Genomic DNA, 20,221 nt, shown 5'->3' on the forward strand with positions numbered 1-20,221 from the left:
CTAAAGGGCAGGGAGGAGGTTAGCTGTTACCTCCGGTGGTTCCTATGAGTTTAGCATGGGCTCCGTATATTCGTGATAAGTTTACGTTAACGTTGGCTCTTGTTATTCCCCCGAAGAATACGATTCTTCCATTTACACCTAGGACTTGGAGGCTTGAATCCCAGACTGAGGCACCCACTGAGTTAACCACTACGTTAGCCATCTTGCCGTTAGTTATTTTGGAAGCCTCATCCACCACTTTATCATAACCCACCACGTAGTCTGCGCCAAGCTCCCTTAACCAACCCCTCCTACTTACCGAAATCACAGTGGCATCCATCTTCTTAGCGAATTAGCCAATATTCCTAGAGGTGCTGAAACGGAATGCTGACTGCTAACTCATTGCTAATGTAATCAAGTATCTTAAGGACATTCCTATCCGGAGCTACGAAGTACTCGGTGAATCCCCATTAGTCACCACACCCATTATTCCCCCACACTCCTACACAGCATCTCCATCGAGGATAGGCACATTATCGCATGCCCCATCGAAAACCCCTGTTATGGACCAACACCCTATCCCCAACCTTCATATTACTAACATGATCTCCCACAGCATTAACCTCACCGTAAATTTCGGCATCGGGAATATGAGGCATGGGCTTCACTGTAATACCGTTAACCACGGAGTAGTCTATTGGATTCACACCAGCCATCCTAATCCTCACATCATGTGGGCCAACCTCTGGGTCTGAACATCAGCTATCTTTAAGTTATCTAACCCATCTTCTCAAAGAAGGGCACTTCATACCTATTGCCTTCCACTGTTGGCTTAAATAAATTAGGCTGGTGGTTGAGATTGGTTTCAATAGTAATTAAGGAACCTAACCTCATGCTTAATTATTTGGGTTTAAAATACTATTTAAAGTGAGGAATGCGGTAAACGGTTTAAAGCCTGCACTGTTTTACCCTTATGGCTAGGAGGGGACCAGTGAACTTCTACGTAATGCCAGTTATCTTAACTATACTACTTCTAGTGGGTGTATATGCAATTAGCATAACTGTATTAACAATAAGGCACCCGATTAATAATACTCAATTAATGTACACTTCATTAATATCCTGGGGAATCAATGAAACGAAGGCACTACTCCTGCAGGCCGTAAACTCATCCCCACCCCAGGAGTATTTGCATGGTATTAGCCTAAGTAGCCTACTGAGTATTAATGTAATTAACTCGGATTCACTAACGATAGATAACTTAACCTACTGTTACGCGCCAATTGAATTATCCATTAATAATGCCTTAATCTGGCTTAGTAATGTAACCATGGGTGAATACTCAATTGATGTAAGGGTCCTCAACACCACTTACTATAAGGGTAATTACTTAGTGGAGTTAAGCGTATATAGGGGTAATGAGTTAGTGGGCTCCGTTACCTACAATTATATTGTACCATTATTAGCCGTAAAGTCTCCTCAAGTTAACGTGTTGAGGATTAGTAATGTTACTGTACTAATGATGGATGCTTGGTACTACTTAATTGTTAATAAGCCTGAGCAATTAGTATCAATGGGTAATCAAACGCTTTACCCCCATGGCTCACTCTCACTATGGTTAGTCACAATACCTAGGAATTCCTGCATATCATGCTGCATAATTAATTACTCAAGAACTAAGTGACCCACTACACCTTAACCCTTTCCCCAACCCTTACATTAACCTTCTCAAGCCTCCCCTCCTTGACATAAGCCAGTGCCCCATTCTCCCTAGCCTCAACGGCTAATTCACCGTTAATTGAAGTTACCTTAATTGGGTATGGTGGTAGAGCCTTCTCTACAATACCTATAACTGCCTTACCGTTAATTAGCGGCGCCAACACCACTACTTCAGACTCCAATTCACTTAACTCAACCTTAATTGAGCCATCAGCATTAACAATACCCCATTCACCACTGGTGACCTTATAGTATACGTATTGTCCACTCAACCTCATGGGCACGCTACTTAACTTAAACTCCTCACTAATCCTAACACCATCCTTATTAACATTCATGAAGGCTAATGCTGGGTAGCCGTTAACAGTTGAGGCTAATTTAAGTAACGTAGCCTCATTATATGGGTCACTGAATAATACATCTCTAGTTGGTACCGCTGGTTCATCAACCCTAACAACCTCACCATTACTTAGGGTGATCCACTTAATTAAATTAACATTAGTCCTCTCAGGCTCACGGTCAGTAATGTACACTGGGCCACCACTGAAGATGCGGCTAACGGCTATTAACCTGGCTGATGGGTCGTATGTAATCCACATGTCGTAGTCTGGGTAGCCGAATTTACTGTAGAGTAGGCTATTGTAGGCGCTCCACATTGTGTGTAGCTTAGCGTCAGCCCTCCACATTGGGATGTAGTCTATTGAAATCCTTAAGGCATTACTAATGGCGTAATTACTGTAATTACCTGGAAGCATACTCATGCAGTTTAAGATATCGAAACCATTAATGTTAGCTGCCAATTGGAGGCCTAATTCAACGGCTGCAGTGGCCTCAGCATCGTTAGCAAACCCCCTGTATAGGTGGTGTATTGACCATTGGTTATCAACCTTAACGAAGCTGAAGCCGTAATCCTTAAGCACCTTAAACCACGCATCGTAAAGCCTGAATGCATCCTCAAGGTTAGGCTTAGGGACATAACCCCTACTGGTCTTAAAGCCCTCGGCGTTAAGGGCCCTAATAAACACCTCAGAGGCTCCGTTCCAGTATAGGTTTATTGTGAACCATAATCCAACGTCATTAACCCCCAAGCCCCTTAACTCATTCACGAGGCTCCTGAAGCCCCTTGGGAACTTCACCCTACTTGGCTCAATACTGTTAATTACGCCGTTCCAGAGTTCTTGCCAACCATCATCAATAATAACCCAACTAATGGGTACACCCCTATCCTTAAGCCCCTTAACAATCTTTACTACATTATCGTGGCTTAAATCATCGCTGAGTAACGCATTCCAACTGCACCAACCTAGCCCATTCATGAATAATGGCTTAACCTTACTCTCCCTAGTCTTAAACACAGCCACCCTGGAGGCTGAGGAGGCTGCCTTAGCCACTGCATCATATGGGTCATTACTGGTGGCTATGGAGAGTACGTAACTTAACTTAACCTCACCACTGGGCTTACTGGTGTAGGTTCTTACAGTGGGGCCCTTATCTAGCCATGCCGTTAATTGGCTGTTGGAGAATGTGAATAATGCAGTGTATGTTCCATTGCCTGAATCGGCAAGGGCCATTACAGTATAGGGATGTAGCTCGCTGTAGTCGTTAATAAGCATTGGGTAGGACCAGCAGTCTAATGGATCAGACTCCACTAAGCCAGTGGCCTTAATTTTAGGTGGGTATTCAGGCTTATCGGGTGGCGGCTCTGATCTTGGTTGCTTACCCTGGGCGACGTAATTATAGTAACCGAATGCCCTACCTATGAATGGGCCTGCCAAGCCTAGGAAGGTTAAGGCTAGTACCTTAATTGGTTTAGGTTGATTAAGCACCAGGGATACTGGGTACTTACTTAATTGCTTACTTGACTTGAGGGTTAAGCCCACAAGTATGGTTGATTCATCATTAATAATCCTTAATTCACCTGAACCAAAACCACAGAGGTTGAAGGAAACTGATGGTGATTCCACACTGCAGGTTGAGCCGTCATCAAAGTTTATTATTAGGCTGGAAATTGGGTTACTTATATTCATTAAGGTTGAATCCCCAGCCTTAGTTTTAAAGTATTATCAAGCATGATTTATTGACGGATTGAGGCTTAGGTGGCTGACTTACTCATTAATATGCCTAACCATGGGTTATCCTTAACGAAGCTTGGTACATTATCAGGCACCTGCACGTTAACCTGCTCCACCGCCCTCGCCCTAGTGGCCTCCTCACCCCTCTGAGCACTATGCCTAAGCTCATTAACCACCTGCATTAATTGATTAATCTTGTCCTCAAGCTCCTTAACCCTACCCTCAAGGTTACTGATAACCTTCTCCAAGTGTTCAATCCTTTGATCAGTGTCCCGCCCCTTACTAGGCGTTGTCTCAATGGGTATACTCTTCATAACCTCCTTAATTGATGAACCATCAATAACCATAACCCCTATACCCAGCTTCTTAATTAATCCGCCATCAATGAAATTCACTACCTCAAGTGTGGTGACTATGTAGTATTTATTGTAGAGGGTCCTGTCCTTAGCCATCAATGCAATCTCCTTAGCAACATCACTCTCAGTGGGTATTTCCAAGTAGAGGCCTCTATACATTACCGTATTATTACCCTCCTTACAAATCATGTAGTCATCACCCTTATCCACCTCCACTAACCCATTCTCCTTAATCCACTTCTCCAGAAACTCCATGGCTTTGGCAATAATGAAACTAGCCATTACAAGGTAATAAGATTGATACTGAAGAATATAAACTTATCTTTTTAAAGCACTTAAGCCCATATTTTAGCCAAGTCACTTGATGTTATCACTGGGAAGAACATCCTCATATTCTGCAGGGACCTCTCATGCCCATCCCTACTATGCGATGAAACAGCATCACTAATTATAACCGGAATGAAGCCTAAGGCATAAGCATGCCTAGCACTAGTCTCAACACCAATATCAGTTGCTATGCCTGTGAATACTACTGTTGATTTACCTGAGTTACGTAATAGTAGTTCAAAGTTAGTGCCAACGAATATGCTCCAAGTATTCTTATTAAGCACTATGTCACCCTCCTGGGGCTGAATAATCAGATCCATTTCCTCAGGCCTAAACCCACCCCTCCACTGCATTAACCTAACCGTGGGTGGTTCAAAGCCCCTTGGGTATGGTGTTATTTTAGTGAAGACTATGGGTACCTTAACCCTCCTGGCAGCATCAATGACCCTATTTAAGGCGTTCAGGAATTCATCCTTATTGAATATTGAGTTGTAGAGGGCCTTATGCACATCCCAAACCACAAGTATTGAATTACTTGGCTTAAGTATATCCCTTAAAGTACCCTCATTTAGATTAAGCGCCATACCGATATCGCCTCCACCCGCTAATAAACCATTCCCCATTATAAATAAACTAAAATCAGACTCCATCGAGAGCTCATTAAAGTAGTCGTGGTAGCTAATACTATTCAATACTGCAGAATATATTTAAATAGTAAAGCATATATTAAGTTATGTCAACTCAACTAGATCCAATATCAGTGGCTAGAATGCCTGAAAACCAGAGGGAAAGCACCATTAGGGGTGTTTTGGAGGGCCTCTTTAAGATGAAGCAGGATGAAGCATTCAACACCTTAAGGGCGGTGATTCAAACCCTAGCCGAAAGAGCCACTGACCAGGAGTACATTAACTGGTGTTTAACAACAATGAAGATACTGGCCAGTTACCCTGATGACATTGTTAAGGCTGGTTTAACGCTTAGGAGGAATGTGGTTTCAAGCCTTAATAAGAGGCTAGCTGATAGGGATGCCTCAATAATCAGTAGGGTACTTAACATGCTTGATGTAAACACTAGGCAGAAACTGATGCGAAACATGCCATAGTACTATTCCTTAAATTCACTTAAATTTCCTTAAGCATAAGCATTATTTACTCCCACACCCATTAGAGGGGAAGTGGTTAATGCAGTAGCCTACTTAAGGGTCTCCACTGAGGAGCAGGAGCTTGGCCTTGATGCTCAGCGGAGTGGTATAGTTAAATTCGCCTCAATGAGGGGTATTGAGGTTAGGGAATTCTTCATTGACCAGGGCGTGAGTGGTAGCATACCTGCATTGGAGAGGGAGGGGTTTAGGAAGAGTATTGATTACGCTAGGGCTAATGGGGTTAACCTACTTGTGGTTTACAGCCTTGATAGGCTTAGTAGGAGCTTCACAGACCTCTTTAACCTGCTTAGGAAGCTGGATGAGGATGGCATCAGCGTCATTAGCGTACGTGAGGAGTTCCTACAGGACCTTAACCCAATGGTTAGGAGGCTAGTCTTAAGCATACTGGCCTGGGCAGCAGACTATGAACGCTACCTAATTAGGGAGAGGACTAGGGCTGCCCTTAGGGCTAAGGGTATTGTTAAGGCTACTAGGGTTGACCCAAGCCTAGCTAAGGCAGTTGCCGCGCTTTACCAGCATGGTGAATCCATAAAGTTAATTTCAAGTAAAGTGGGTTTAAGCGAGAGGCAGGTTAGGAAGATACTGTACAGTAACGGCGTATTAACGCCGCCGCCAAGCACATGCCCAAGGTGCTTCCATAGGCTTAAGTGGGATGAACAATACAACACATGGTACTGCCCAAACTGCGGCTACCTGAAGCCTTAATCACTCATTCACGCTTATTAGGCATTCAGAACCATTATGCTCAATAATGCATTTACTAATTAACTCATTAGCTACAGCTAATATATGCCCAATACCCCTATGATGGCTACCAACCCAATAATACCTACCACATGACTCACACCTATAGAGTACTGGATTCCTCTTAATAACATTAATCGGCACTTCACCAATGGCACTCCCTGAATTCACCTTAATTAACCTACCACCGCATAATGGGCATAGTGAATCATCACCTATATGAGGCTTAACGTTAAGCACTATTGATGATGCTGCAAGCCAATGAATATGATCATCAGTTAACAGGAGTAGTGTATTACCATGCCTCCTATTAAATAAGCCCTTATCCCTAGTTATAACTAATTCATTTAAGCCGATTAACTCATCATCATTAAAATCATCCCTATAAACAGTGGCTACACCAATCATCCTCAGCCACCTAGATAACCAACCAAGCATGGAGTCAACGTAAACAATCCCCCCAGCAACCTCACACGGCTTAACTAAACCTATAGCCCTCATTAAGCACCTATACTAAACGCAGGCAAGGCTTAATAATTTACCGCCAAGGAGGGGTACAGGTGATGTAAGGGAGTACGTCTGAAAACTGATGAAGTGGTCCTAAACTGAATAATCCACTGCCTGGAATTTAGTGAATATTAAGGCCATAATCATAAGGTTGGTAATTATTGGAGATAAAAATATTTTTTAAATATGTATAATTTAATGCATTAAATCAACCCTTACACAATACTGCAATCATCGTCACTGATGCAGTGGCTGATCCCGGCCCTGGACTAATCTGGGGTGGTGATGGTAATCCTGATGTAGGGGGCGCTAATACCGCTAACTCATATAGGTAGGGTGCTGGTTGATAAATGTAATACTGCTCGTTAACAACCTTAACTGAGGCTATGGTTTCATTTAATGCACTGGCTATGGCATTAACTTTACTGTAGGCGTTTAAAACAGCCATCTTTAAGGCGTATAATTTAGCCTCCTGAGTTAACTCTGGATTAATGTAGGATCCTATTGATACACTATCTACCCCAACGCTAACTAGGTCAGTTAACAATTCCCCGAGTAAGGTTTGATTTAATGGTACTATTATAGTCATTGAGTAGGCTACCTTATAACCCTCAAACACGCCATATTGACCATACTGTGGATTCATTGAGAAGGAGCCTGTGTAGTTTAATCCAAGCCCCTTAACTAGGTTAATTGCCTCATCAGCCCTGGTTACCACATTTATGTAAGCCCTAGTGGCATTCATATCCGGTGACGGGGTTTCTATTGTTACACTAACCGTGAAGCCACTTGGAGGTATTGAGGTGCTGTATGAGGCCCCTACATTAACGGTAGTGTTTAATGTGCAATCAGTTGAGGCAACATTGCTCACACTACTGTAGCCGCCGTGGTAGCCGGCTAAAAGTACTATGGCGGCAACCACTGCGAGTATTGCCGCTATTACTGCATTACTGGCCTTCATCAGGGTTAGTGCACGCCCAATATTATTTACCTACCCCGTGGTACATTACATTCAAATGGCTAGTACAATATGCTTAATTACCATGCTATCTGCTTTTAATTAATGTGGTTTGAGGTTTGGGGGAATAGTGTTTATTAAGCTCACCGTGGTTGGGTTAAGTAATGGCTACCATAGTCATCTCTCCACTATTCCTGGATATAGTATTCTCGTTAGTGATAATTGTGCTTGGTTTCGTAATATTCGTTGAATCCCTTAGTGATTATAGGTTGGTTTCAGCAGTTAAGAGGATTATGGCTAAGAGGGTCATTATAAATCCAGTTAACGTTAAGCAGTACGCCATTATTCAACTATACCAGAGGGGTATGATTAGGGGTTACTTTAAGGTTGTTGATGCTGCCTTAAAGGATTCCTCAGTGGGGTCAATACTGATAAGCGACGATAAGGTGCTGGTTAAGTTGGCTGAGGGCATTAGGACGCCGTTGGATACTGAACTCCTAGTTACAGTTAGTGTTAGGGGTAAGTTAGATGAGTACTATATTAGGAGTGGGATTAAGATTAACGTTAAGTTGGCTGAGTAGGCTACATTCTACTTAACACCGGTATACCCAGTATGCCCATTGAATTCTCCAACACTATTTTAACAGCCTTAACCAAGGCAAGCCTAAACTCCCTAAGCCCAGGCTCAGCATTTATGACAGGGTACTTCTCATAAAATGTATTGAACTCCAGGGCTAATCTATTAATGAAACTAACCAGATTCTCCAACTTAAGGTCCTCTGAAACCCTCAATAAAACCTCAGGGAATTCACCAATCATTAGTATTAAGTTACCCTCCTCTGGGCTTAAACCACTTGGCACAATATATTGAGTGGGCTCTAAATTTGCCTTACTTAATATTGAGTGGGCCCTCACGTAAGTGTACTGTATGAATGGCCCACTATTCTGATTCATATCCAGTACCCTACCCCAATCAAAGACTATTTGCTTACTGGGTGATACTGAGACAAAATAATACCTAATAGCCCCCACAGCAACTGCGTAGGCTACATCATCAGTGTTTAATCCACCACGCCCTGAGGCTATTGCCTTAACCCTCTTAACAGCATCATCAAGGAGGCCATCAATAGTCACTGCTTGCCCCCTGCGGCTACTCATCTTAGCATCACCCAGGTTAACCATCTCGTAGGCATAGTGCACTATGCGGGATGCATCATAACCAAGTAACTTAAGTATAATCCTCAATTGAGCCTGGGGGTGTGTTTGCTCCACTGCAATAACCCTTATCACGGCATCTGGGTTACAGTTTGTTAAGCACCATACTGCGTAAGCCACATCCCTGGTTAAGTATAGTGTTGTACCATCACTCCTGTTTAACGTTGCAGGCGGTATGAATTTAGGTAACTTAAGTTCATCCCAAAGCTTAAGATCCGCAGCAGCCTTATCAGCCCTAAACACGTATACACCATCCTTAAACTCCACGTAGCCTGGCGCTGCCTTAGCAAGGTTCATTATTATGCGTTTAGCTAAACCACTGTAGATTGCTATCTCGGATTCCCAATCATATGCATCAAATTTAACGTTAAATAACTTGAAGGTCTCCTCAAAACCTTTAAGAACAAGGTTAACAGCTTCCCTCACAATGCCCTTAACCCCCTCATCACCATCCTCATAAGCCTTAGCCATCCTGGCAACCTCAGCATTAACGTCAATGCTTGATAAGGACTCCACCAGAGTGTTAACAAGCTCCTTATCTCTACTTAACCAATCTGCAATAACCCCAACCCACTCATCCCTCTCCTTAATCAACTCCCTATACTCCTCCTCACCCTTACCCTCAAGCGCCTTAGTAATTCTCTGAACCTCAGCAATGGCATTAGTTACTGAGTATATTATCCACATTACGTGGTCAGGCTTTTGACTAGACTCAATACGCCTCCTGACTAATTCCTTAACCTTACTGTAACCTAAGGCAAGGTACATTACCTGAATACCAGTATCATCAAGGTAGAATCTGGCTGAGGCATTATGACCCATGAACCTAAGTAACCTAACTAAGGAATCGCCCAGAACCATATTCCTACAGTGCCCAATGTGCAGTGGGTGAAGTGGATTAGCGCTAGTGTGCTCAACTATAATGTTAAGCCTCCTCAAATCAGGAACCTTACCGTAATTAGGCCCTAGGCCTATGGTTGAGTCAAGAACCAGCTTACCGTAGTTGATTAAATTAACGTTAGCATTCAGGAAGCCGTTAATAAACCTTAAGTCCACTAGGTAATGGGCCTTAACCCCCCTAATCCCCTCATTAATCTCACTACTTAAGTTAGGCCTACTCCTAATTAAGTCGTGAAGGGGTATGGATAAGTATCCGAAGCCAGCCCTAGCCCTAATAACCTGTAAATCCTCCACACCAGTTAACTTGGCTGCAATATCCTTAAACTCATTCACTAAGGCCCTATAGGGATTATACTCCACTGGAGCTTAATCATTGTAAGGCTAAAAACATTTCCTCCATTAAACAGGACCTTAACTAAGCCTCCTCACAATTAATGGAACTTGGGCTTAATACGCATTGAATTAACTCATTACCCCTAGGCTCAACCTCCTCAGCAGTATCATTACCTAGGCCGTAAGCCCTAATGAGTGTGCTGGACGCCATTAAGGTGCCTTTATTAGACTTAATCATGAATAAGTTATAGTACTTCCTTCTCCTCTCATTGTTTAAGACGCTTGGACTGTACATTAACGTTACGTATACTTTAACTTCACTTGGCTTAACAAGCAGAATACCGGTGTTTAATGCTGATTTAAGCCAATTACCATCCCTAATTAGGCCAGCTAACCTACTTAACGAATGCATTAAGTCACCTACATCATCGTAGATTCTAGCCAGTAATTGAGCCAATACGTAGGTGTCATTCATTGACTCAACATTAAGCTTAATGCCATACTTACTCCTCAAGTATTCGTAAACCTTAAGCTTATCCACGACACCGTTATGAACTATGTACAATTCCCCATCATTAACCTGAGCATTAGTGGGGTGTACTGTTATTGCATTAACCACATTCTTATCGTCAGCGTTAAGCACATGAGCCACACCACTGTATACTACGTTATTTAATTGGGTAATTGATTCGAGGATAGTGTTGAAGCTTGGGTCATTATAAATGGGTTTAGTGGCCTTATACAGCGTGAGGGTGCCATTCCTAGGGTTACCCTGCATTACTGCTAAACCCCACCCATCACTATGATTAATTACGCCACTGGGCCCCATTGGGTCTACTTTAGCAGCATCCTTAAGTTTAAGTAAAGACTCCTTAACTAATTCAGGGCCACTTACCGTTAAGGCTACGAACCTGCACATGGTTAAGCCTATAATACTGAAGGCTTATAAGTAATGTTATGCATACTCATATTGGAGAATGCAAATACTTAAACACCCTTAATTATTAGGCAGGATTATGGGTAATTTGAGGATTGTGGTTTATGGTTTAGGCCCAATAGGTCAATTAATAGCTAGGGTTGCCTTAGAGAGGGAGATGGATGTTGTTGGGGCAATAGACATTGACCCAAGTAAGGTTGGTAAGGATGTTGGTGAAGTAATTGGCTTAGGGAAGAGTATTGGTGTTAAGGTTGAGAGTGATGCTGATAAGGTATTATCAAGCATAAAACCTGACATTGTACTTCACTCAACCGGCACATGGCTTGATAAGGTTTACCCACAGTTGGTTAAGGCAATTAAGGTTGGTGCCGACGTAGTGTCAACATGCGAGACATTAGCATGGCCTTGGTATAGGTATTCTGACTTAGCTGAGTTAATTGATAGTTACGCTAAGAACCATGACTCAACTGTGCTCGGCGCAGGAGTTAACCCAGGCTTCATTTTCGATGCATTACCGGCGGTCTTATCCACAACGCTGGTGAGGCTTAATAGGATAAGCATCATTAGGTCACTTAACGCAGCTGAGAGGAGGCAATCATTCCAGAGGAAGATTGGTTTAGGTATGACTCCCAGTCAGTTTAAGGATGCCTTAAGTAGGGGTGAGATAAGTGCTCACGTTGGCTTCGCTGAATCAATACTATTAACCGCAAGCATAATTGGCATTAACCTCACTGAGGTTAAGGAGAGCCAGGAGGCTATAATAGCTGATAAGCATTATGAGACGCAGTACTTTAAGATTGAGCCTGGTCAAGTCCGTGGTGTTGATGGCTATGGGGTTGGTTTAATTAATGGGCGTGAAGTCATTAGGGTTGAGTTGAAGGCATGCGTTGCATGTGAGAATTATGAGGAGGTTAGGCTTGAGGGTGAACCAACCATAACCTGGAGGAGTAGTGGAACACCCGGTGATCCAGCCACAGCCGCTGTTATTGTTAATTTGGCTAAGAGGGTTAATGAGGCTAAGCCTGGATTAATTACGCTTAAGGACCTAATAAACTACTCATACACTTGGTGAAGCTCATAGGCGTAACCACGCTTAATTTAGCGCTTAAATGAACTTTAAGTACGCGTAGTAAATACCGGCATTAACTAGGGTTATTGGTATACCGTAGAGTAGGAACTCCATGTAACTGAAGCGTGGGCCACCCCTCTTCTCACTTGCCTGTAGTATTATTATGTTACTTGCAGCACCTATTAGCGTTAAATTACCGGCAATAGTGCTTGCAGCCGCTAATGCAACCCAATCATTAACATTATTTGGCCCAACACCTATGCTCATCATTAGGGGTAGGTATAAGGCAACCATGGGTACATTACTTATGACTTGGCTCAACAGTATGCTTGCCGCGAAAATACCCCAGAGTGTTGTTGGTGCTGGTAATGCGTGAGCCAGGTAACCTAAAACGCCTGAAGCATATGCACCCTCACTAACTATGAATAATCCCATGAAGAATACTAGAGTCTGCCAATCAACATTACTTAAAACCTCACCCCTCCTACTGCTTAAGGCATATATCACTGTTGCGCCAATTAATGCAATTAAGGCTGCGTTTAAGTTTAGGCCAACTAAGTCTGATGCAACAAGTACTGCAACAATTAGTACTAGGATTATTAACGCTAGGTTAGATAATGCTGAGTCATTTAGCCTTATGTTCAGCCTCTTAACCTCTAAGTCATCCATGGCCCTCTTTCTGAAGAGGATGAGCATTAGGATATATGTTACTGCTAGGTTGATTAACGTTGGTACTGCCAAGTACTTAATGAAACTTATGAATGGCTTAGGTATACCTGACTCAATGGCTATGAGGAGGTTCTGCGGATTACCAATGGGCATCATCACCGAACCTATGGTAACCCCATAGGCCAATGCGTAGAGGAGTGGCTTAACGTCAATGTTTTCAGCTGCCTTACCGCTCTCAATAATCATTGGTGTGAAGCTTGCTGCTAAACCATCATTGGAAATAACCATACTTAACACGGCTGATGATAAGAATACCTTACCTATTAGATTATACATTTTCCTACTTGATGATACGAGCCTATAGGCTACGTAGGATAGGAAGCCACTTACCTCAAGGGCTGAAGCTATGGTGAAGAGGGAGAAGAGGAATATTATTACGTTTAAGTTAATTGAATCTAAGGCCTCAGTGGGGGTTACAACCCCTGTGGCTATCATTATTGATGCGCCAATTAACATGGCTACCCATGCTGGTACATCAAACCTCCTTGACGCACCCCTTAACGCTATTAGGCTGTATGTTATAATTAAGGCTATTGATGCCGCAATGAACTTATACTCCATGGCAAGCACCCACTACGTAGACTTCTTATAAACCTATGCCCATTTAACGCGTGCCTCAATATGATGCAGTGGCCTTACCCTTCAGTAGTGAGTACAGGAAGTCTAATGCACTGGACCAGTCTAGGATATCATCATCATAGTCAACATGCCTCATTAATATAATCCTCTTCCGTATTGTAATGCTTAGGTTACATTTATCGCAGTATAATTGAACATACTTATTATACTCCCTCAACGTGAGCTTATTACCGCAGCGGGGGCAGTCTAGTGTTAGTTTTAATTCAAAGGCCATTAGCCTTAATACCGGCTTGGAGTTTATCAGGCTATTAGTTATTTTAACCATTATATTGAAATGCACCTAAATCACCTGAAGTCATGTGAATAAGTACACTAATAGTTTTAGGGATAACCCATGGATAGTGATAATTAAGGAGCACCCAACTAATGCAGAGAGGCTTAGACATTATGGGGTTAGGATTAGGCAAATGCCTTCAAAGCTTGAGAATTAATACATGAATAATTGCCTCCTCTCATCTATCTTAAGGAAAAGTATTACCAGTGGTTGCTGGGTCTTAGCAATATCATTAACCCTTGATACCACGTAGGATAACACGGTTGGGTCATTATCCTTAATCATTTGGCTAACCCTTGATGCACCATATAGGTCTATTAACTCCCTTAGGAACTGCATAGTTAAGTAGTTTGACACTGCATCAATACCGCATATTTCATTGTTCTCAACGAGAGCCCTCCTAATTAACCTACCCATCTTCCCAATCTCCCTCTTACCAACCAATTTTAAATCATCAGTAAACTCCATTCCCTGATCCTCCTGACTCTCACGGAACATTAACTTAACCCTCTGCCTCCATTTAACAACCCATAATTCAATCCATTCATTTACAAATCCCTTTAATTCACCATTCCTGTAAAGCCTACATAGGTAGTTTAGTGACCTACTACCATGAAGTGTCTTAACGTAGGTTATGAAGTCATCCTTAGCGAATGATGCCAATACCCTTGTTTCACTTGGATTAATGTTTTGAATACCATTAACTAATCCATCAATCAATAGTTGATTCACTATACCTTCCAACTCGCCCTTATCGCATGCTTGGGGTTCCACAGCTCCCGCCTCCTCTTTAGAATTCAGAGGAGAGGGTGTTAATAAAGGTTATTCAGTGTTTAGCTATTAAGCCCTATTTAGGCTGCGGAATTATGTAAAAATAATTATTAAGTTAAGTAAAGTACTGTAATTAAAATGCACTCCTAGTGGGCTTATTACTTAACTCACTCATAACCATGTCTATTATTAACGTAGACCAACCGAAATCAGGGGCACCCATTGGTTCCCCAGTGCTACTATTGTAATTCTCATTACAAGCCATTGACCTACCCATTACTTCAATAACCCTATTAAGTAACCTGGATGCCTCCTCATAGTAGCCGTAGTTCCTTAAACCATGGTACGTGAACCACACTAAGTTAATCCACGACCTACCCCTCCAGTAGCCTGTTGGGTCATAGGTTGATTCATCAGCGCTCACGCTTGGTAATGGGAATGTAGTCCAAAACTCCCTAGCATTAAACAAGTGAACCACCAGCCTCTCAGCCTGTTCACCTGTGGCTATTCCAGCGAACATTGTTAAGTAGGCTGCAGGTGTCTTAACCTTAATTAACTCGTGATTCTCCTCATAAGCATCGTAGAAGAAGCCATCCTCCTCACTCCACATAATACTCCTAATAGCCTTAGCGGTCTCATCAGCTAATTCATCATAATGCTCAGCAGCATTAAGCTCACCAAGCCTCCTAGCTAACTTAGCAATAATCCTCCTTTGAAGGTAGATTAAGCTATTTAAGTCAACTGCCTCAACTGGAGCCATGGTTAATTTCCCATAAACCCCATAACGCTGTGGATTCTCCCTAAACCTCCTAATGGCCTCATCCCACCTGGGGCTATTATCCCACCCACTCTCCAGTGGATCGAAGTACGCATATAGGTAATCTGAGTCCCTATCCCTTTGACCCCTGAACCACTCATCATACTTAATTAATGCATTGAGGGCATTCTTAGCGAATTCATCATCCCACTTCACTGATAGAATCCTATCAACAGCTATAGCCAATACTGGTGGTTGGGTTGTCCACGGTGAGTAATCATCAATACCCCAGAATGATTTACAAAGTTCCTTAGACATGAATATTTCATGCGGAATCCTGCCATCAGGCTTCTGGTTCATGATTAGGTTCTCCAACTCCTCCATAGCCATGTTGGCGTCATAATGCCTCAGCACTATTGCGTGGAATGAGGAGTCCCAAAGCCATTGGTGCTTGAAAACGTACTTACTGGGCATGTTGAATGGCTTTCTTAATGCAGGGTGATTAGGTATACTGCACCTATTAGTTAATATCACGTACCAGCATAGTTTAATTAAATCACTCCCACTAATATTACTCATTAATGTACTTAACCACAGCCTCCTCTTGGACTCAATTATAGATTCATTATTAAGCACCTTATCTACATCATTCACCTGCCCACCAGCAGCTGTAGCAACCTTTAATTCACCATTAACGTTAATTGTTAATGTAAATCCATTATCCACCACCTTTAATCCAATGGGCTGATTAGCCTTAATCCTCATTAAGCCGCCCTCATGTTTAACATTAATTGACCCATCCCCCAACTCATCAACACCATTAAAGCCCCTCACCTTAAACTCCCCCTGAAGAACACCACTATAGCCCCTTAAGGCGTAAACCATTAAGTCACCGTAAACTGAGGCGAATTCGAAGGCGCCATTACTCCAATACCTCCTAATTCCTCCGTAATCCCAATAACTCCTAAGTAATGTGGCACCACTACCCCTTAACTCACCCTCAATGTATTCTCCGTAGAATAATCTACTTAACCCTATGCCCGCACTATTCATTATTATTGAGGTTATGTTACCTGAAATTTCAAGCTTATCACTAATCCTCATGCCCAGCCACCCTTACCGCTTAGCCACTAGCTTAATGTACCTTGCCTTAATCCCCTGTATTATTTCAGGAATATTAATCTTCATTGGGCATGCCTCACGGCACGTACCGGCATGCATACACAACATTGCATGCGGGCCAGCCTTCTCAATTCCGTAAACAACAGCAGTCCACATAACCCCCATTGGCCCTACATAAGGGGACTCACCCCATGAGCCATCCAGAGCCCTATAGACTGGGCAATGAAAGTGGCATCTACCGCACCTAATGCATAGTAATGTTTCCCAAAGTAAATCATCCTTAGATGCCTTTAACCTACCATTATCAAGGAGGATTACATGGACCTCCCTAGGTCCATGTGATGGGGAGACCCTAGTCTGCTCAACATCAGCTGTTGTCGATGGCCCAGCCACTAGGTTAACGTATGTTGGTGGGTAGAGCCCAGCATAGGCGCTTTGAACCATAACCTCCATGAAGGCGTGGTGCAGCGTTGGAACTATCTTATCAATACCTGTTAAAACTATGTGCACTGGCGGTGACACTGTGGTGAACCTTATGTTACCCTCATTCTCAATCAATAATACAGCCCCAGTATCAGCCGCCACCGCATTAGCCCCAGTTATCCCAAAGTTAGCCTTGAAGAACTTATCCCTAAGGAACCTCCTGGCAGCTTGAGCTACTTCAGATGGGTCAGGTTTAACATCCACACCCAGCTTCTCCTTAATAACCCTGGCAGCCCTCTCCCTAGTCATATGTAGTGCTGGGGCAACTATATGAGTTGGCTTATCGCCAGTTAATTGAAGTAGGAATTCACCCAGGTCGGTTTCCCAAACCTCATTACCAATACTTGTTAAATACTCCCTAAGCCCAACCTCACTACCAACCATTGTTTTACCTAAGACTATAACATTACCCTTACCCACAATACCACCTATTATCCTCCTAGCCTCATCACCATCCCTTGCGAAATACGCCTTAGCCCCTATTGCCTGAATAGACTTCATAGCCTTATCCACGTAGTATTCTAGATTCCTAATAACCTCCTCCTTAGCCTTCCTAAGCTCCTTAGCCAATTCATCTATGTAAGGGTACTTGTTGAGGATACTCATGGTTCTAGGTACATTAGCCTCCACAGCCCTCCTAATTGCCTCATCATACTCCATTATAGTTCACTAATTAGCCTACCTAATTAATCCCTTTTAAGTAATCGATAATGAACTCAAGGAACTTAAACGCTGAAGCATACATGGAATATTTAAAAATCGGCAGTAGGAGAGGCCTTGATGAGTGTTATCGGTCAGAATGCCGAGGATTTATCAGTAGTCATTACTTACATTAGAGGCAGGCTTAAGGGATTACTGGGCATATACGTAGCAAGCCTTGATGGGCTCCTAATAAGTTATAATGGTGCAGGTGACCCGGATCGATGGGCTGCGTTAACAGCAACCTTAGCAGCATTGAGTACTACGTATATTAAGGAGATGGCTAACTTAACCATGAGTAATCATAAGCACATGTACACTATAATACGCTCAGACAAGGGATTCATATTAAACGTTAAGCGAAATGATTATGCGCTAACCATTGTGGATAACGACCCTAGTGAGGAGGATAAGGCAATAAAGGTACTTGACGATGCCTTAACCAAAATAACATGAGCATTAAGACTTTTTAGCCAGAGTAATTCACTCTAATTGGTGGCCACTGTAACATTGATTAGTAAGCCTCAGGCAAGGGTTGGAGGGAACTTTAGGGTTATTAAGATACCTGAGGAGTGCCTTAGGTGCAAACTCTACAGCATATGTATGGGTAGGTTAAGGCCTGGAAGGGTTTACAGGATTACTGAGGTTAGGCCACTTAAGTACCCATCCCCATATAAGTGCCTACTTAACGGTGATGAGATGGTGCCTGTGGTTGTGGAGGATGAGAATCTGATATTACCCATTAAGTTACCTTACATTATTGAGGGTTCCATAACCTCCTTCGACAAGTCATGGTGCATATGCCACCCATGCCCCAGTGAGGGGGCTTTACCAAGTAGGGTGAAGATAATTAAGATTATTGAAAGGAGGCAATGTGGAAGCGGCTGGTTCTTTCTAGTGGAGGCTAAGCCGCTGGATTAGGGGTAGTGTTAAGTTTAGGGCTTACTCCAGTTAAATCAATGTCTGAGGAGGTTAAGCCCATTTATGCTAAGGGCTTTTTCACAATGGACACTAACGGTACTGTTAGGCAGTACACGGTTTTCTACTACACTGATCCCAAGTACTACTACGCTAATTTAACTAAGGAGGAGTATAGGAGGGAATTAAGCCTACTGAGGCGTAATATGCAGCGCTTCCTTGATGAGGAGGTTATTAGGATTAATGGCATTAGGGTTAACGCTAAGGTTATTCATGTTAACATTGGGCTATTAACAGTTAACCTACCCTTCATAGAATTTTTAATAACGTTTAAGGGCTCCTTAAAGAGCGGCGTTAACACTTATGAGGATGAGTACGAGGAGGAAGTTACCGAATACCCTTATGACATATTATGGTGGCTTCCTGGTAATGTTACTGAGGTATCAATGGCTGGTGAGGTTAATGTTAAGGGCAATATCATTACCGTGAGGATTAATAAGGGCGTTAAGGTTGGCGGTAGGGAGTTAATAATTTTCACAATTGATAATACATAAGTAATTTACTAGTATTGTATTTCTTAAATATGGTAACGATAGCCTTATATATGACTAAGGGAGCACTAAATCATGGTCATAGCACTTTACTGCACAAACTGCAGTAGGGTAGTTATGGTGTTTAGGAGATTAAGGCCATATAATGAGATTTGGGAGCTACTCATTAAGAGGACTGGGGGGAGGTGCCCATACTGCGGCTACAAGTTCACTAGACTAGACGTGAAGCACACCAGTTATAGTATTGGGGATAGGGTAAGTAGGGGAATGGAGATTACGCTTAAAGCGACTAACCTATAGGTAATGAAGTACAATATTTATAACCTAATACTGAACCCATAGTTATGCCCCTTTATAGGTTAGGTAACATGAGGGGTGAGGAAGTTAATCCATTAACAATCAGGAGGTACATTAACGGTGAAAGAATGACCCTCGCACAATTCATGTTTAAGAGGGGAGCTAAGGTTAGGAGGCATGCACACATTAATGAACAATTCTCAATAATATTAACAGGTAGGTTAAGGTTTAGAATAAATAATGAGGAGTATATTGCTGAAGCTGGGGATGTGGTTCACATACCCTCAAACATGGAGCATGAGGTTGAGGCGCTGGAGGATTCAATGGTAATAGATGTATATAGCCCAATTAGGGAGGATTGGCTTAAGGGGGAGGATAAATATTTAAGATGACCCCCTTAAGGGTTAGTTTTATGTAAACTCCAATGGGGTTAATGAACTAATATAGTTATATCATAGCTCAACTAGGGGAGTTACATTATCTATGATATTATTTAAATGTAGTGCTATTCATGCATGGATTTTTACTCCTTAAATTAATCAAATTCTTAATTTACCTTTTTAACTACTATATGGTTATTAAATGAGGAGTTTAATGTGATGGATAAAATTTATTAAGCACTCAGGTATTATCAGCGTATGTTTAGTAATTTAAGTATACGTGGAGGTGATTCAATACCCTTGAGTGCTGTTCTTGGTGAGGT

General features: G+C 42.4%; 25 protein-coding genes. 11 read left to right on the forward strand and 14 right to left on the reverse strand.

Features of this window, described 5'->3' with window-relative positions; translation table 11 throughout:
• Positions 1 to 19 precede the first annotated feature (19 nt).
• Both BP896_RS09510 and BP896_RS09515 read right to left on the reverse strand, forming a co-directional pair.
• A complete protein-coding gene (locus BP896_RS09510) occupies positions 20 to 319 on the reverse strand; it encodes a zinc-binding dehydrogenase (protein ID WP_291767855.1) in 300 nt (99 codons plus the stop codon).
• A 193-nt stretch (positions 320 to 512) separates the two neighbouring features.
• Positions 513 to 707 carry an alcohol dehydrogenase catalytic domain-containing protein gene (locus BP896_RS09515; RefSeq protein ID WP_291767856.1) on the reverse strand — a complete coding sequence of 65 codons (195 nt, stop codon included), beginning with the start codon at positions 705 to 707 and terminating at the stop codon, positions 513 to 515.
• A 245-nt stretch (positions 708 to 952) separates the two neighbouring features.
• Between BP896_RS09515 and BP896_RS09520 the strand changes: the two genes are divergently transcribed.
• Positions 953 to 1,663 carry a hypothetical protein gene (locus BP896_RS09520; protein WP_291767858.1) on the forward strand — a complete coding sequence of 237 codons (711 nt, stop codon included), beginning with the start codon at positions 953 to 955 and terminating at the stop codon, positions 1,661 to 1,663.
• Between the two features lie 4 nt (positions 1,664 to 1,667).
• Here the strand turns inward: BP896_RS09520 and BP896_RS09525 are convergent, their stop codons facing one another.
• The 3 genes from BP896_RS09525 to BP896_RS09535 form a co-directional block, all read right to left on the reverse strand.
• Positions 1,668 to 3,725, reverse strand: a complete 2,058-nt coding sequence (locus BP896_RS09525) for a Sip1-related alpha-galactosidase (protein WP_291767860.1) — start codon at positions 3,723 to 3,725, stop codon at positions 1,668 to 1,670.
• Between the two features lie 65 nt (positions 3,726 to 3,790).
• Positions 3,791 to 4,408: a hypothetical protein gene (locus BP896_RS09530; RefSeq protein WP_291767862.1), complete on the reverse strand. Its 618-nt coding sequence runs from the start codon at positions 4,406 to 4,408 to the stop codon at positions 3,791 to 3,793.
• A 53-nt stretch (positions 4,409 to 4,461) separates the two neighbouring features.
• Positions 4,462 to 5,037, reverse strand: coding sequence for a cysteine hydrolase (locus tag BP896_RS09535; protein ID WP_291767864.1), 576 nt, complete (start codon positions 5,035 to 5,037; stop codon positions 4,462 to 4,464).
• A 149-nt stretch (positions 5,038 to 5,186) separates the two neighbouring features.
• Here BP896_RS09535 and BP896_RS09540 point away from each other — a divergent pair, with 149 nt between their 5' ends.
• Positions 5,187 to 5,555, forward strand: coding sequence for a hypothetical protein (locus BP896_RS09540; RefSeq protein ID WP_291767865.1), 369 nt, complete (start codon positions 5,187 to 5,189; stop codon positions 5,553 to 5,555).
• 72 nt (positions 5,556 to 5,627) lie between these two features.
• On the forward strand, positions 5,628 to 6,320 hold the full coding sequence (locus BP896_RS09545) for a recombinase family protein (protein ID WP_291767867.1): 693 nt from the start codon (positions 5,628 to 5,630) through the stop codon (positions 6,318 to 6,320).
• On the opposite strand, the gene BP896_RS09550 is transcribed toward BP896_RS09545, so the two are convergent.
• Entirely contained in the window at positions 6,321 to 6,860 is a 540-nt protein-coding gene (locus BP896_RS09550) for a Mut7-C RNAse domain-containing protein (RefSeq protein WP_291767869.1), read from the reverse strand. It abuts the gene before it with no gap.
• A gap of 214 nt (positions 6,861 to 7,074) precedes the next feature.
• A complete protein-coding gene (locus BP896_RS09555; protein WP_291767871.1) occupies positions 7,075 to 7,827 on the reverse strand; it encodes an SIMPL domain-containing protein in 753 nt (250 codons plus the stop codon).
• A 161-nt stretch (positions 7,828 to 7,988) separates the two neighbouring features.
• On the opposite strand from BP896_RS09555, the gene BP896_RS09560 reads away from it, so the two are divergent.
• Positions 7,989 to 8,405, forward strand: a complete 417-nt coding sequence (locus BP896_RS09560) for a hypothetical protein (protein WP_291767873.1) — start codon at positions 7,989 to 7,991, stop codon at positions 8,403 to 8,405.
• Between the two features lies 1 nt (position 8,406).
• Here the strand turns inward: BP896_RS09560 and BP896_RS09565 are convergent, their stop codons facing one another.
• Positions 8,407 to 10,299 carry an arginine--tRNA ligase gene (locus tag BP896_RS09565; RefSeq protein WP_291767875.1) on the reverse strand — a complete coding sequence of 631 codons (1,893 nt, stop codon included), beginning with the start codon at positions 10,297 to 10,299 and terminating at the stop codon, positions 8,407 to 8,409.
• Positions 10,300 to 10,354: 55 nt separating this feature from the next.
• Complete coding sequence (locus tag BP896_RS09570; protein WP_291767877.1) at positions 10,355 to 11,191, reverse strand: class II glutamine amidotransferase; 837 nt, start codon at positions 11,189 to 11,191, stop codon at positions 10,355 to 10,357.
• A gap of 97 nt (positions 11,192 to 11,288) precedes the next feature.
• Between BP896_RS09570 and BP896_RS09575 the strand changes: the two genes are divergently transcribed.
• Entirely contained in the window at positions 11,289 to 12,281 is a 993-nt protein-coding gene (locus BP896_RS09575; RefSeq protein ID WP_291767879.1) for a dihydrodipicolinate reductase, read from the forward strand.
• Positions 12,282 to 12,314: 33 nt separating this feature from the next.
• On the opposite strand, the gene BP896_RS09580 is transcribed toward BP896_RS09575, so the two are convergent.
• Positions 12,315 to 13,568, reverse strand: coding sequence for an SLC13 family permease (locus tag BP896_RS09580; protein ID WP_291767881.1), 1,254 nt, complete (start codon positions 13,566 to 13,568; stop codon positions 12,315 to 12,317).
• Between the two features lie 55 nt (positions 13,569 to 13,623).
• A complete protein-coding gene (locus BP896_RS09585; protein ID WP_291767883.1) occupies positions 13,624 to 13,860 on the reverse strand; it encodes a hypothetical protein in 237 nt (78 codons plus the stop codon).
• A gap of 85 nt (positions 13,861 to 13,945) precedes the next feature.
• Between BP896_RS09585 and BP896_RS09590 the strand changes: the two genes are divergently transcribed.
• Positions 13,946 to 14,077 (forward strand): hypothetical protein, encoded by a 132-nt coding sequence (locus tag BP896_RS09590; protein ID WP_291767884.1) that lies wholly within the window; start codon positions 13,946 to 13,948, stop codon positions 14,075 to 14,077.
• On the opposite strand, the gene BP896_RS09595 is transcribed toward BP896_RS09590, so the two are convergent.
• The 3 genes from BP896_RS09595 to BP896_RS09605 all read right to left on the reverse strand — a co-directional run bounded on the left by BP896_RS09595 (position 14,074) and on the right by BP896_RS09605 (position 17,716).
• Positions 14,074 to 14,694, reverse strand: a complete 621-nt coding sequence (locus BP896_RS09595) for a hypothetical protein (RefSeq protein WP_291767885.1) — start codon at positions 14,692 to 14,694, stop codon at positions 14,074 to 14,076. The genes BP896_RS09590 and BP896_RS09595 overlap by 4 nt on opposite strands.
• Before the next feature lie 130 nt (positions 14,695 to 14,824).
• Positions 14,825 to 16,552 carry an amylo-alpha-1,6-glucosidase gene (locus BP896_RS09600; RefSeq protein ID WP_291767887.1) on the reverse strand — a complete coding sequence of 576 codons (1,728 nt, stop codon included), beginning with the start codon at positions 16,550 to 16,552 and terminating at the stop codon, positions 14,825 to 14,827.
• Positions 16,553 to 16,564: 12 nt separating this feature from the next.
• Complete coding sequence (locus BP896_RS09605; protein ID WP_349681953.1) at positions 16,565 to 17,716, reverse strand: lactate utilization protein B; 1,152 nt, start codon at positions 17,714 to 17,716, stop codon at positions 16,565 to 16,567.
• A gap of 117 nt (positions 17,717 to 17,833) precedes the next feature.
• On the opposite strand from BP896_RS09605, the gene BP896_RS09610 reads away from it, so the two are divergent.
• From BP896_RS09610 to BP896_RS09630, 5 genes are all read left to right on the forward strand, one after another.
• Positions 17,834 to 18,208, forward strand: a complete 375-nt coding sequence (locus tag BP896_RS09610; protein WP_291767890.1) for a roadblock/LC7 domain-containing protein — start codon at positions 17,834 to 17,836, stop codon at positions 18,206 to 18,208.
• Positions 18,209 to 18,247: 39 nt separating this feature from the next.
• The gene (locus tag BP896_RS09615; protein ID WP_291767892.1) at positions 18,248 to 18,673 is read left to right on the forward strand and encodes a UPF0179 family protein; all 426 of its coding nucleotides are present in this window, start codon (positions 18,248 to 18,250) and stop codon (positions 18,671 to 18,673) included.
• Between the two features lie 38 nt (positions 18,674 to 18,711).
• Positions 18,712 to 19,224: a hypothetical protein gene (locus BP896_RS09620; protein WP_291767894.1), complete on the forward strand. Its 513-nt coding sequence runs from the start codon at positions 18,712 to 18,714 to the stop codon at positions 19,222 to 19,224.
• A gap of 72 nt (positions 19,225 to 19,296) precedes the next feature.
• Positions 19,297 to 19,521: a hypothetical protein gene (locus BP896_RS09625; RefSeq protein ID WP_291767895.1), complete on the forward strand. Its 225-nt coding sequence runs from the start codon at positions 19,297 to 19,299 to the stop codon at positions 19,519 to 19,521.
• 44 nt (positions 19,522 to 19,565) lie between these two features.
• Entirely contained in the window at positions 19,566 to 19,910 is a 345-nt protein-coding gene (locus tag BP896_RS09630) for a cupin domain-containing protein (protein ID WP_291767897.1), read from the forward strand.
• Positions 19,911 to 20,221 lie beyond the last annotated feature (311 nt).

Source organism: Caldivirga sp. UBA161, from assembly GCF_002506515.1.
Lineage (GTDB): Archaea > Thermoproteota > Thermoprotei > Thermoproteales > Thermocladiaceae > Caldivirga.

Bases quoted from the DNA above. Each gene is read 5' to 3' on its own strand.
- BP896_RS09510 (WP_291767855.1), bottom strand. From the start codon at position 319: ATGGATGCCACTGTGATTTCGGTAAGTAGGAGGGGTTGGTTAAGGGAG.
- BP896_RS09520 (WP_291767858.1), top strand. From the start codon at position 953: ATGGCTAGGAGGGGACCAGTGAACTTCTACGTAATGCCAGTTATCTTA.
- BP896_RS09525 (WP_291767860.1), bottom strand. From the start codon at position 3,725: ATGAATATAAGTAACCCAATTTCCAGCCTAATAATAAACTTTGATGAC.
- BP896_RS09530 (WP_291767862.1), bottom strand. From the start codon at position 4,408: ATGGCTAGTTTCATTATTGCCAAAGCCATGGAGTTTCTGGAGAAGTGG.
- BP896_RS09535 (WP_291767864.1), bottom strand. From the start codon at position 5,037: ATGGCGCTTAATCTAAATGAGGGTACTTTAAGGGATATACTTAAGCCA.
- BP896_RS09540 (WP_291767865.1), top strand. From the start codon at position 5,187: ATGTCAACTCAACTAGATCCAATATCAGTGGCTAGAATGCCTGAAAAC.
- BP896_RS09550 (WP_291767869.1), bottom strand. From the start codon at position 6,860: ATGAGGGCTATAGGTTTAGTTAAGCCGTGTGAGGTTGCTGGGGGGATT.
- BP896_RS09555 (WP_291767871.1), bottom strand. From the start codon at position 7,827: ATGAAGGCCAGTAATGCAGTAATAGCGGCAATACTCGCAGTGGTTGCC.
- BP896_RS09560 (WP_291767873.1), top strand. From the start codon at position 7,989: ATGGCTACCATAGTCATCTCTCCACTATTCCTGGATATAGTATTCTCG.
- BP896_RS09570 (WP_291767877.1), bottom strand. From the start codon at position 11,191: ATGTGCAGGTTCGTAGCCTTAACGGTAAGTGGCCCTGAATTAGTTAAG.
- BP896_RS09575 (WP_291767879.1), top strand. From the start codon at position 11,289: ATGGGTAATTTGAGGATTGTGGTTTATGGTTTAGGCCCAATAGGTCAA.
- BP896_RS09580 (WP_291767881.1), bottom strand. From the start codon at position 13,568: ATGGAGTATAAGTTCATTGCGGCATCAATAGCCTTAATTATAACATAC.
- BP896_RS09585 (WP_291767883.1), bottom strand. From the start codon at position 13,860: ATGGCCTTTGAATTAAAACTAACACTAGACTGCCCCCGCTGCGGTAAT.
- BP896_RS09600 (WP_291767887.1), bottom strand. From the start codon at position 16,552: ATGAGGATTAGTGATAAGCTTGAAATTTCAGGTAACATAACCTCAATA.
- BP896_RS09610 (WP_291767890.1), top strand. From the start codon at position 17,834: ATGAGTGTTATCGGTCAGAATGCCGAGGATTTATCAGTAGTCATTACT.
- BP896_RS09620 (WP_291767894.1), top strand. From the start codon at position 18,712: ATGTCTGAGGAGGTTAAGCCCATTTATGCTAAGGGCTTTTTCACAATG.
- BP896_RS09625 (WP_291767895.1), top strand. From the start codon at position 19,297: ATGGTCATAGCACTTTACTGCACAAACTGCAGTAGGGTAGTTATGGTG.
- BP896_RS09630 (WP_291767897.1), top strand. From the start codon at position 19,566: ATGCCCCTTTATAGGTTAGGTAACATGAGGGGTGAGGAAGTTAATCCA.